Here is an 11,268-nt window from a genome sequence, read left to right as displayed (position 1 = left end):
GCCACGCCCTGCGTGGCTTCGACCCACCCGGCACCGCGCAGCCACGCAGGGCGTGGCTCTACGTCCGCTTCGGCAGGCGCTGCACCCGCGTCCCACTGGCACGGTCGTGCCAGCTCAGCCGCTGCCGATCCACCAGCGCCCACCACAACCCCAGCCCGCCCAGCAGCACCGACAGCGTGCCCACCGCGTAACGGACCCACAGCTGGCCCCGGCGCGGAACACCGCCCTCCATCGCCACCACCTGCAACCGCCACGGTCGCATGCCCAGGGTCTGCCCGCCGCGCTGCCAGCTGAGCGTGGCATACAGCCCGGTTACGCCCCAGCAGCAGGCCCACAGCACCCATTGCAGTGCACTGAAGGGCGCGATGTTCTCGCGCGTGGCGTGGCCGACGGCATAGCCGGCGGTGAACAGCGCACCGACCAGCATCCACAGCGCCAGTGCCGGGAAGAAGTCATACACCAAGGCCAGCAGCCGCCACAGCAGCAACGAAGCGGGGCGGTCCGGGGCAACGGCAGCGGGTGACGTGATCATGCCGCGAGCATACCTGCGCGGGCCCTCGTATGCTGTGCCCATGTCAGAGACTTCCACCCCGGCGTTGCGCCGCCAGCTGGTGCAGCAGTTGCCGCCGCTGCGCGATGACGACAACGCGCTGATCCAGCGCTTTCTCGATGCGGTCTGGGCCGAACAAGGCCTCGCGCGGGCGAGCCTGGACAGCTACCGACGCGACCTGGAGGGGCTGGCGCGCTGGCGCGACGGAGCCGGGCAGGGCTTGGCCGGGATCGATCGCAAGGGCCTGTTCGACTACCTGGAGTGGCGCGCCCGGCACGGCTGGTCGCCGCGCAGCAATGCGCGGCTGTTGTCAGCGCTGCGCGCCTTTTTCGCCGACGCGGTGCGCCGAGGGCAGCGCACCGAGGATCCCAGCGCGCTGATCGACCCACCGCACCTTCCGCGGCTGCTGCCCAAGGCGCTGGCCGAAAGCCAGATCGATGCGCTGCTGGCCGCCCCGGATGTGGCGCAGCCGCTGGGCCTGCGTGATCGCGCGATGCTCGAGCTCATGTATGCCGCCGGCCTGCGCGTGAGCGAACTGGTGGACCTGCCGGCCAATGCCGTCAACCTGCGCCAGGGCGTGCTGCGGGTCACCGGCAAGGGCAGCAAGGAACGGCTGGTGCCCCTGGGCGAGGAAAGCCAGCACTGGCTGGAGCGCTACCTGGCCGAAGCGCGCCCGCAGCTGGCCGGCAAGCGGAGCGTGCCGGCCGCCCGCGACGGCAGCGTGCCGTTGTTCCTGGAGCTGTCGCTGCAGCCGCCCAGCCGTCAGCAGTTCTGGGCGCTGGTGAAGAAGTATGCGGCGCTGGCCGGCATCGATCCGGCCAGGATCAGCCCGCACGGCCTGCGCCACAGCTTCGCGACCCACCTGCTCAACCGTGGCGCTGACCTGCGCGCGCTGCAGATGCTGCTGGGCCACAGTTCGCTCAGCACCACCCAGATCTACACCTTGGTGGCGCGTGAGCATCTGCAGAAATTACACGCGCGGCATCATCCGCGGGGTTAGCGAATGCGGTTGGAGAGGGGCGACAGGGCCCGCATCCGTTGCATGTCGAAGCCCCACTGCTCCCACTTGGTTGCGACTTCGTCCAGTACCTGTTCGCGGCGCATCACGAAGTTCATATCCGGTCCCGACAGCGGGGCGAAGAAAGACACGACGCCCACGGCGTGCTTAAGCGCGTCGTCGTCAGCCAGCTTTCCTCCCATGAAGGCGGCACCGAGATTCAACAACGCACGTTCGTGGCGTTGGGGGCTCGATAAAAGGTCCTTCAGCTGCCCTTTCGCCCGGTCCGTTCGGCAACGGTCTTGAATGTTACGCAATATGTCGTTGGTGGCGTTGCTCAACTGTGTGCATTCAGGTCCGGATCCCGGCTTCACCGTGATAAGACACCTGGCCAACTGTTCAGTACGCCGCACCAGTTGATCACTGGACAGACGGCTTTCATTGACCCATTTCGCCAGCGTGTTCGACTGGTTGCTGATCGTCATGAGGGCCTGCTTACCGGCCAGGCGGCTGATGAGCGACGTGCTGCCGGAGGGGGTGGCCAGTTGTACCTGTGCCTTCAGGCTTCGCCCGACGAAGGCTTTGACGGTGTGGGTGACGGTGGAAAGTACGTTCATGGGAAGAGGGGGGGGGCGGGGCAGAGGAGTCTTAACGAATCTGAGCGCCGCGACCTCCGGAAATCCGTCGCGCTCCGATCACGTTGACAGAACGCCCGGGCGCGGCTGTGCGAGAATCCGCAGATTCGTCCCCCGTTGGAATGCCCGATGCTTCGAGTGATTGCCGTTGCCCTGCTGGGTGCCCTCAGCCTGACCGCCTGCGCCCAGCCCACGGCCCCCGCCGCCCGTTCTTCCTCCACGCCTGCCGCCGCCGCCCCCGCCGCCGGTGCGGTGTCCCCGGCCGAGGCCGAAAAGACCGTGCGCGCCGCGCTGCAGTCACTGAACCCGAAGTTCCAGGTGGATTTCATCGGCGCGGCCCCGTTCCCGGGCTTCCGCGAGGTGCTGGTCGGCGGGCAGGTGTTGTACGTGTCTGACGACGGTCGCTACCTGGTGCAGGACCAGCCCTATGACATCCAGGCCCGCCGCCCGGCCAGCAGCACCGCGCTGCTGGGCTACCGCAAGCAGAAGCTGGACGGCATCGCCAAGGGCGACCGCATCATCTTCGCCGCGGCCAATCCCAAGCACACCATTACGGTGTTCACCGACATCGAATGCGGTTACTGCCGCAAGCTGCACCAGGACGTGCCTGAGCTGAACCGCATGGGCATTACAGTTGAGTATGTCGCCTTCCCGCGCATGGGGCTGGGCAGCCAGGACTACACGGACATGATCTCGGTCTGGTGCGCGGTGGACCGCCGCAAGGCGCTGACATCGGCCAAGGAAGGTGCGGCGGTCACGCCGAAGAACTGCACCAACCCGGTGGCCATGCAGTACACCCTGGGTCAGCAGATCGGTGTGAGCGGCACGCCGGCGATCTTCGCCGCCGACGGCACGCAGTTGGGGGGGTATATCGCCCCGGCGCAGATGAAGGCCGCGCTGGAAAAGCTGGCACCCTGATCACATCAAGAGAGGCCGGGCAATGCCCGGCCTCCAGAGATGTGGGTTAAACGAGATCGTTGGCCCACATTCGCGCGCTTTCCAGCTGAAAGTTGGGCTTAGCGCACGGGTTACGGTCTCGCCGTTTGCTGCATCATCTGCAGGCGAAGCTTTTCCACCAGAGCGCCTACTGCCTTGTCCGGAAGCGAGTCTCTGTCGCGGTACATGTTTGCAATCTGCAGTCGCGCCACATGTTTGTTGCCAGCGGCACGGGTAGGTCGAATACCGGGGAGGCTCTGCACATCTCTGACGATCTGCTTCAACTTCTCCTGGAGTACGTCGTCAGCGTCACCCGGCACCGCGGCAAGCTTCGATAGTGCGTTGATTTTTTCTTCCAGCGCAAGGTTCTTTCCGTTGAAAATAGCGTTTCTGAATGCCTCTGTTTCCTTTCTGTGCCAGTAAATCGCGTCGTTGAGCACTTGCTTCGCATGCTCTGGCACGGGTTGCGACTGGTCTTTGAACTCCTTGTGAAACGCCTCGCGTATCGCGCTGATGGCCGAGCTAAACGGGACGCCGTCATTTAGCTCGAGGACTTCAGCTTCATTCTTTATGCGAACGGTGTGGGCACGGTGGTCCAGATTGTCCACCTCAGCACGCTGTTTAATGAAGTTCACCCACTCGTTGACCCATTCCTCTGTCGGCTTAGTGATGGATGTCGGGGCATCAAGGGAGACAGGGGCTGCAGCGTCACCGTCCTCGTTGCTAATGAAATCAGCCGCGAAGGACAATTTCGAAGAGATGATGGACCCTTCCGAAGAGGTGATGGACCCTGCCTGCTGCATCATCTGCAGGCGAAGATCCTCCACCAGAGCGCCTGCTGCCTTCTCCTGAGGCGAGTTTCCGTTGCGGAGCATGTTTGCAATCTGCAGTAGCGCCACACCCTCGTTTCCGGCGGCACGGGTAGGTCGAATGCCGGGGAGGCTCTGCACATCTCTGACGATCTGCTTCAACTCCTTCCGAACTGCGGCGTCAGCGCTACCCCTTACCGCGGCAACCTTCGGGAGCGCGTTGATTTTGTCTACCAGCGCAGAGTTCTTGGCGTTGAAAATAGAGCTTCTGAACTCCTCTGCTTCCTTTCTGTGCCAGTAAGTCGCGTCGTTGAGTACTTGCTCCGCATGCTCTGACACGGATTGCCACTGGTCTTTGAACGCCTCGCGAATCGCGCTGATGGCCATGCTAAAGGAGACGCCGCTATATAGCTCGAGGTCTTCAGCCTCATTCTTTATGCGAACGGCGTGGACATGGTGGTTCAGATCGCCCACTTCGGGGCGCTGTTTAATGAAGCTCACCCACTCACGAACCCATTCCTCTGTCGGAGCACCAGGGGAGGTAATGGCTGCAGCGTCACCGTCTTGGTTGCGAATGAAAACAGGGGCGATGGACCTCTCGGAAGAGGTGATGGACCCTCGCGAAGTGGGAGCGGGCCATTCCGAAGAGGTGATGGATCCTTGCGAAGAGGTGGACCCTCGCGAACTGCTGTTGGTCGGGCCTTGGAGAGATTCTTCATCACTGGAATAGCCGTCTTGCCAGTCCGGAATCAGGGTGTGCATCAGCTGCAACTTCATCTCTCGCGCGAGTGGGAGAGGGACGAGGATGCCTGCAATAAGGACGTTGGGTGGCACGTCTCGGTGATTCGACGGCGGCGCCTTTTCTGCGATCGTGATGACAGCCTCAGCGAGCATATCCGTAGACGGGTATTTGCCTGCCGAGATGGCGTCGCCCATATCTTCCATAGCGCGTGTGTGCACTGCGTCCTTGCTCAATAGCTGCCCGATCGCGATCCGGGTGTTGGCAGGGCAGTTATTCAAGAATGTGAGCAGTTTGCGGTTGACTTCAAGGGTGAGAAGAGGCCCACACAGTGGCTGACCAGGGTGCCTCACGCTCCATTCGTCGCGCGTGGCTTTGTAGGCCTTGGTAACAAGTTGATCGGTGATCGGGGGCGTTGAGGACTGCGAAGCGCTGAGCTGGAACTGCTCTTTCACGTTGGTCCAGCGGTTCTGGATCTTTTCCAGCACCATGTTTTGAAAGAAGCGTGGGGCGAATTTGCTGCCTGCAAGATCGATTGCCGCACGGCCGGCCTCTTTTTTGGCCTGGCTCGCGAGGTCTGTAGCCTTGTGTAAGTGCTTGACTGCAAACGTAATCGGAGTAATTTTCACTGCAATGTTGGTTGGTGGGGTGGGGCGGGCAACTGTACGTTCCTGATGGGTTCGCGCTTTCAGAAAATATTCAAATCCATGCTGCTCGCCCGCCGGCAGTCTGACCTGGAGCCGGCGGAGACGCGCCGAAGGTGCAAACGCATGCAGCGCGTCCCCTGGGTCATTGCAGGTGGTCAGTCCATGGGCGGATCAAATGTCTGGATCGGGCATTTTTTCCATCAACTGGCGCAATAGATCTGTCGTGTTGACCTTTCTGCCGGCATCAGTAGGCGCAACTCTGATTTTGTTGATTTGAGGAGCGCTGGAGTTAACAGGCTTGAGATCCTCAAGTTTGAAGTTTTGAACTTCATCGAGGAGGTCATCCATTGCAGTGGTGGGGCGCGGGGGTTGGTTGGGATGAGTACGTGTTTTCAGCGCTTCGCGCCCGTGCTTGATCATCTCCGCGAAAGTCGGAGAGCGAGGGGGGACGGGCATTTGCTTCTCAGCATCGGGCATTCCGTCATAAGCTTGAAGCGCTCGCCTATCAAGTCGCGCAAATTCCTCCCGGACGTCCTTAACAATGTCTCGCAGCTGACCTTCGTCGGGGCCGGGAGTACCGGGGGCGCTCGCGTACCCGGTATCGGAGTCGCTCCGCGATTGCAGGAAAGCGCGGGTCATTGTCTCGTCTGACGCGCGATTTCGCGGCAAAAATGGAAGGGCAGCTTTCAAGCGCTTTTCAAGGTCTGCAAAGTACGCGGGGGAGTGGAGGGGAGGCCCCTCATCTTCGCTGCTCAAGTCATCATCACTGTCGCAATCATCGAAGTCACTGCCCCAGCCGCTTTCATCGTCGCTTTCAGTGGCCGAACACGCCTTGCTACGCGAGTCAGCAGGAATCGTGTCATTGTCGACGCCGCCCTGGCCAGTACCGTCAACAATGGAGACGTGCGTCATGCCCTGCGATTCCAGGGGATCAATGTCGTTGCTGGGAGATGCGTGCTGGGCCGACGACGTGTGCGTCAGCAGCGTCAGCAGCGCGAGCGGGTGGCGTTCTCTGCGGAGAGGCGGTGGGTACCCTTGCTCTTGAGACATCGGCTGTGTCGCGAACACTTGGTGCTTCGCCCGATCCCGGTGTTCGACGCGTGACTGAACAACGCTGGGTGAGCGAGGGGGGGATCCGGTGACGGAGTGTTTGATGAAGCGCGGGAAGATTTCAGGACGGGTGGTGGCTGGCTGCGACCGCGATGTCGCACGACCAAGCGGCGACGTCGCCTTATTGCGTACGAGGAGAAGGGGCTGCAGACGGTCGCGCAAACCGGTGTTCAGCTTTTTGTCGCTTCGGGTCGGGTCTACTTTACCGAAGGTGCCGTTGTTGATCTCCCTAATGCGCTGAGCAACCATCCCGGTTGGGAACCGGGGTGCACGGTGCGCTAATGCATGTGAAGCGGAAGCTGGATGCCGGGCCGCGACCGAGGATGCAACTAGGGCAGGGAAGTTGATGAGCATGGCGTAGGGATCTCCCTAGTAAACGCTGACTTCAATCCGTCAGCATGATGGTTGGGGCGGCGGCCCGCTTTCAGTTTGCGATCGTGGCTGGGGATCTGCCGATCTGGTTGTTCAGGTTCGTGATTACTTCGCCCAGCTCCTCGGGGGAACCGGCGGGGGTTCACGCTCAACGCCCGCCATTTTTCTGTCTTCCCAATCGAAGCGTGCGTCGAAGTAATCCTGCTCTTCCTTGGTCCAGGACACATCATCAAAATCTGAGCCCCAGCCCTCGTCGTCGCTATCGGCGTGGGCCGCCTGATGCGCGGTGGCCGTCCGGTGCGTGGTGTTGTAGACGCTCTCCAGTGTTGCGTTGAGCTGGGGCCGCGGAATGAGCAGCTGACCTGGAGGCGTAGCCTTTACGGGTGCAGTGCTCGTTGGGGCTTGAAAGCCGTGCGAAGTTTGGGTGGATTTCATATCACTGATCCGGATGAGCGAAGTCGACTTTGCTGTAGAAGTGGGACTAACGGAGCTCCTGCGCGGGAGCCCCGCCCGGGACGAGGCGATCAGCCGCTCGCAACCTTCCTGGACCTGGTAGCTAGCACGCCATTCAGTTCGGCCATCAGATTCCTCTTGAGGGTGTCAGCGTCAGACTCCTCGGATCCGGGTGGGGTCGGCACAGCCTGTTTCCTTGGGTCGTTCCGCATGGCAGCATTGAGCTTGGCCTGCCGCTCCTTACGCAGTTTTTCAGCTTGACGCTTTACCTCTGCCGTGACCTCAATCGGCGCAGCAGGTTCCCTCGTTCCCATCCTTTCCGTCAGAGCGAGCTGGAATGGATCCAAGGGGCGACCTTGAAGGGGCAGTGCAGCGCTTTCGTGAACGCTGCTGTTGGCCTCCACTTCACTGGCCTTCCCCATCGACTCCAAGGGCGCTCGGCTGAGCACCAGTGGGTGCTCCGCCATCTCTGCAAACAGCGCCTTTCCGTGATGCGTGGTGGGTGGATAGGAGTTGCTACGGCCCAGCGGGTTGCTGGCACCTGCCTGTGCTGACGGCGGGAGGGGCGGTGTGACCGTCTGCCCAGGTGCTGACGTTGAACGCGCCAGCGTTTGCTGCGGTATCGACGCAATGGTCTTCACGGGTGCCGGCACGGGCTCAGACGGTGGCATTGGAGCCTGTCGCTTTGTTTTCAGCGGCGCGGCGACTGGCTGCTCGAAGGCCGCAATGCGCGCGCTGACGTGGCCGGGCATCCACGCGCCGTGCAGCCAGCTGGTTGGCTGTCGCACCTCGAGCAGTTGCACTTTGATCGGCGTGGGGCAGGTCGCCACGTGTGGTAGCTGAGTCGCTGTTCGCGTGGTGTTACGGCTGGCCACGCGACTGGGGTCGACATTCTTCAGTTCGACCAGCGAGATGTATGAGGACGTTTTGCTCGAAGGTGCCGTATTGGTACGGAAGCCCCGCACAATCGGTGCCTGCGCCCTCTTGGCCCATTTGATCGGAGTGGTCGAGAACAGCCGGAACAGGGTGACGGTGTTCTTGGCCAGGGAGGGAATCGTGGTCAACGTGAAGCACTCCAGTGTGACGGGAAGTCCACACTGTGCGCGGAGATCAACGCCCCGGCTTTGCAACTATGTGCAAGTTTTCACACCTCGAAGCATCATCAGCGATGGTGTACCTGCTCTGATCGCAGAACCCCGCCACCGCAACACCCGGGACCGCAATCGGCCCCGGGTGCGCCTTGCTTACTTCAGGCCATTGCTGACGGTATTGACCAGCGTGCCCTGTGCATCGTCACCGCTGAACTCCCAGAAGAACGCGCCGCCAAAGCCCTGCGCCTTCACGTAGCCCATCTTCTCGGTGATCAGTGCCGGAGTGTCGAAGCTCCAGAAGGTGGTGCCGTTGTAGCTCCATGTGGCCCGTGCGTTGGCATCGGTGAACACCGGGTGGTTGAGGTTCTTCAGCACCTTCCAGTCTTCAATGCCGGCCTCGTAGGTGCCCGGGGCGGCGCTGCCGCTCTGGTACAGGCCGTTGTTGACGTTGGGCACATTGGTCCAGCCGCGCCCGTAGAAGCCGATGCCGAGGTTGAGCTTGCTGGCCGGCACGCCACGGGCCAGGAAGGCTTCCATCGCATCGTTGCTGTTGTACAGCTTCACGTCACCGGTGGACGGATCATTCGGCGAATCAAACAGCGCCGAGTGATGGCCGGTGATCGGGTCGAAGGCCCCGTGGAAGTCGTACGTCATCACATTGATGTAATCGAGGTACTGGTGGTACGTGGCCGGGTCGGTGACGCGGATCTTGTCGATGCCGGCACCCACCGCCACGGTCAGCAGCAGCCCCGGGCGTACCGCGTCGAGCTGGCGGCGGAACTCGGCCAGGAGGGCGGTGAAGTTGGCATTGTCTTCCGGGTTGCCGCAGGCCAGACCGCAGGCCACCGGGTATTCCCAGTCGATGTCGATGCCGTCAAACACGCCGGCGGCTGCGCCCACGCCACCGGCCCCGTCGGTCACCGGCAGGTTGCCCTTGATGTAGGCGTCGATGCACGAGGCCACGAAGGCCTGGCGGTTGGCCGGCTGCGCCGCGCTGGAGAAGCCACGTGACCAGGTCCAGCCGCCCAGCGAGATCAGCACCTTCAGGTTGGGATTCTTCGCCTTCAGCTGCTTGAGCTGGTTCCAGTTGCCACGCAGCGGCTGGTCCCAGGTATCGGCTGCTCCGCTGACGCTTTCACCGGCCTGGAAGGCCTTGGTGTAGTCAGCGAACGCATCACCACCGGCACCGGTGCTTTCATTGCTCGGCACGGTGACGCCGACTTCGCAGCGGTTGTTGCGCACGTTGCCGAACGCGTAGTTGATGTGGGTCATCTTGGCAGCCGAACCGCTGGTGTCGATGTTCTTGACCCGGTAGTTGCGCCCGTAGATGCCCCACTGGGTGAAGTAGCCGATCACTCGCTTGTTGCCGCCGTTGCCGCCACCGGCCGAGGTGGTGACGCTGATCGACGCGCTCTGCGCCGAGGCGTTGCCGGCGTTGTCGCGGGCGCGCACGGTGTAGGTATACGCGGTGCTGGCGGCGAGACCGCCGTCGGTGTAGCTGGTGCTGGTGGGCGAGCCGACCAGGCCGCCGTTGCGGTACACGTCATAGCCGGCCACGCCGCTGCCGCCGGTGTTGTCGGTGGCCGCGTTCCAGGCCAGGCTGACCGTGCTGGCGGTCTTGGACGGCGAGTTCAGGCCGCCGGGCACGCTGGGCGCGGTGGTGTCGTTGCTGGCGGCGTTGACGGTCACCGTCACGGTGGCCGAGGAGGTCACCGCATTGTTGTTGTCGGTGGCCACGGCCTTGAAGGTGTGGCTGCCGGCGCTGGCATTGGTCCAGGTCACGCTGTAGGGCGCGCTGGTGTCGACCCCGAGCGAAGTGCCGCCGCGGAAGAACTCGACCTTGCTGACCGAGCCGTCGCTGTCGCTGGCATTGGCGCTGACCGTGATGGTGCTGCCGGCGCTGAAGCTGGCCCCGTTGGACGGCGAGGTCAGGCTGACGCTGGGCGGCTGGTTGGTGCCGGACCCGTCACAGGCCCCCAGGTTGGTGTAGTAGGGCGCACCGGCCGGGTGGTCCGGCGGGGCATTCCAGATGTCGATGTTGGCCCGGTACAGCACGCCGCCCTTCTGCAGGGTGGTGCCGGCCAGGTAGATCACCGAGGCGTTCCATTCCGGGGCCCCGGTACAGTTGGCTGCTTGCGCCAAGGCGGGGGTCAGGGTGGCCGAGGCCAGGGCGAGGGCCAGCAGCCAGCGTCGATGGCGGGCGGCGGGGCGTGAGGATATCGATGTCACCGTACTGCGCAGAATCGGGTCCGTCATGGTCATTCTCCGATCAGGTCAGGGGCGCGGGGCGGCGGGCTGCCGCCCCGCGTTGCAGCAGGTCCGGGGCCGGTGAGAGAGCCGGCAACAGCTGGAGGGGGCGGACGGTGGCCCGCCAGGCATGCACACCGGGCGGGTCGTGGCAACGTTGTCATGGAATGCGTTGGCAATCCGTGAGCCAGCGCAAACTTCGGTTGACTGGTCGTCGGCGACGGACCTCACGGGCCAGAGCCCCGTGAGGTTAGAATAGTGGGCCCCGTTCCCAACCACGGTTCCCCGGACATGATGGTCCTCGAGGGCGCATCCGCCCTTTCGCCGTTCCGCCGCGAACGTCTTGAATCCCGCCTGCAGTCCCTGGTCGCCGATCTGCGCATCACCGGTGCCTGGCATGTCTACTTCATCCAGACCGAGGGCGATGCGGCCCCGGACCCGGTGATCCTGAGCCGGATCCTGGAAGCGCAGCCGGAGCTGGCGGCGCTGGAAGCGGGCGCGGTCTCGCACTTCGTGGTGCCCCGCCTGGGCACGCTGTCGCCCTGGTCGAGCAAGGCCACCGAACTGGTCCGCGGGGCCGGGCAGCCGATCCGCCGGGTGGAACGTGGCCTGCGCATCGACCTGGCCGGCGGGCCCGGCGCCCCCGCCCCCCGCGCGGCGGGGATCCGCGGGCTGGCCGCCC

At 63.4% G+C, this 11,268-nt stretch carries 10 protein-coding genes; 3 read left to right on the top strand and 7 right to left on the bottom strand.

Annotated features, from left to right (window positions below):
• Nucleotides 1-58 precede the first annotated feature (58 nt).
• Nucleotides 59-532, bottom strand: a complete 474-nt coding sequence (locus tag QMX83_RS16695) for an RDD family protein (protein ID WP_282297760.1) — start codon at nucleotides 530-532, stop codon at nucleotides 59-61.
• Nucleotides 533-572: 40 nt separating this feature from the next.
• Between QMX83_RS16695 and xerD the strand changes: the two genes are divergently transcribed.
• Entirely contained in the window at nucleotides 573-1,550 is a 978-nt protein-coding gene (gene xerD, locus QMX83_RS16690; RefSeq protein WP_282297759.1) for a site-specific tyrosine recombinase XerD, read from the top strand.
• Here the strand turns inward: xerD and QMX83_RS16685 are convergent.
• A complete protein-coding gene (locus tag QMX83_RS16685; RefSeq protein ID WP_282297758.1) occupies nucleotides 1,547-2,164 on the bottom strand; it encodes a hypothetical protein in 618 nt (205 codons plus the stop codon). The two genes, xerD and QMX83_RS16685, sit on opposite strands and share 4 nt — an antisense overlap.
• A gap of 147 nt (nucleotides 2,165-2,311) precedes the next feature.
• On the opposite strand from QMX83_RS16685, the gene QMX83_RS16680 reads away from it, so the two are divergent.
• Nucleotides 2,312-3,100, top strand: a complete 789-nt coding sequence (locus QMX83_RS16680; RefSeq protein ID WP_282297757.1) for a thioredoxin fold domain-containing protein — start codon at nucleotides 2,312-2,314, stop codon at nucleotides 3,098-3,100.
• 110 nt (nucleotides 3,101-3,210) lie between these two features.
• On the opposite strand, the gene QMX83_RS16675 is transcribed toward QMX83_RS16680, so the two are convergent.
• From QMX83_RS16675 to QMX83_RS21685, 5 genes are all read right to left on the bottom strand, one after another.
• Complete coding sequence (locus tag QMX83_RS16675) at nucleotides 3,211-5,295, bottom strand: hypothetical protein (RefSeq protein WP_282297756.1); 2,085 nt, start codon at nucleotides 5,293-5,295, stop codon at nucleotides 3,211-3,213.
• A gap of 189 nt (nucleotides 5,296-5,484) precedes the next feature.
• Complete coding sequence (locus QMX83_RS16670) at nucleotides 5,485-6,777, bottom strand: hypothetical protein (protein ID WP_282297755.1); 1,293 nt, start codon at nucleotides 6,775-6,777, stop codon at nucleotides 5,485-5,487.
• 123 nt (nucleotides 6,778-6,900) lie between these two features.
• Nucleotides 6,901-7,230 (bottom strand): hypothetical protein, encoded by a 330-nt coding sequence (locus QMX83_RS16665; protein ID WP_282297754.1) that lies wholly within the window; start codon nucleotides 7,228-7,230, stop codon nucleotides 6,901-6,903.
• A gap of 89 nt (nucleotides 7,231-7,319) precedes the next feature.
• The gene (locus tag QMX83_RS16660) at nucleotides 7,320-8,312 is read right to left on the bottom strand and encodes a hypothetical protein (protein ID WP_282297753.1); all 993 of its coding nucleotides are present in this window, start codon (nucleotides 8,310-8,312) and stop codon (nucleotides 7,320-7,322) included.
• Nucleotides 8,313-8,492: 180 nt separating this feature from the next.
• Nucleotides 8,493-10,595: a glycosyl hydrolase family 18 protein gene (locus QMX83_RS21685; protein WP_336618967.1), complete on the bottom strand. Its 2,103-nt coding sequence runs from the start codon at nucleotides 10,593-10,595 to the stop codon at nucleotides 8,493-8,495.
• 282 nt (nucleotides 10,596-10,877) lie between these two features.
• Here QMX83_RS21685 and QMX83_RS16645 point away from each other — a divergent pair.
• The coding region (locus tag QMX83_RS16645) for a hypothetical protein (protein ID WP_282297752.1) at nucleotides 10,878-11,268 on the top strand (391 nt) is incomplete at its 3' end.

The sequence above is a fragment of the Stenotrophomonas sp. PS02289 genome (genome assembly GCF_029960115.1).
Taxonomy (GTDB): domain Bacteria; phylum Pseudomonadota; class Gammaproteobacteria; order Xanthomonadales; family Xanthomonadaceae; genus Stenotrophomonas.
This window is presented reverse-complemented; position numbering and strand designations above follow the sequence as displayed.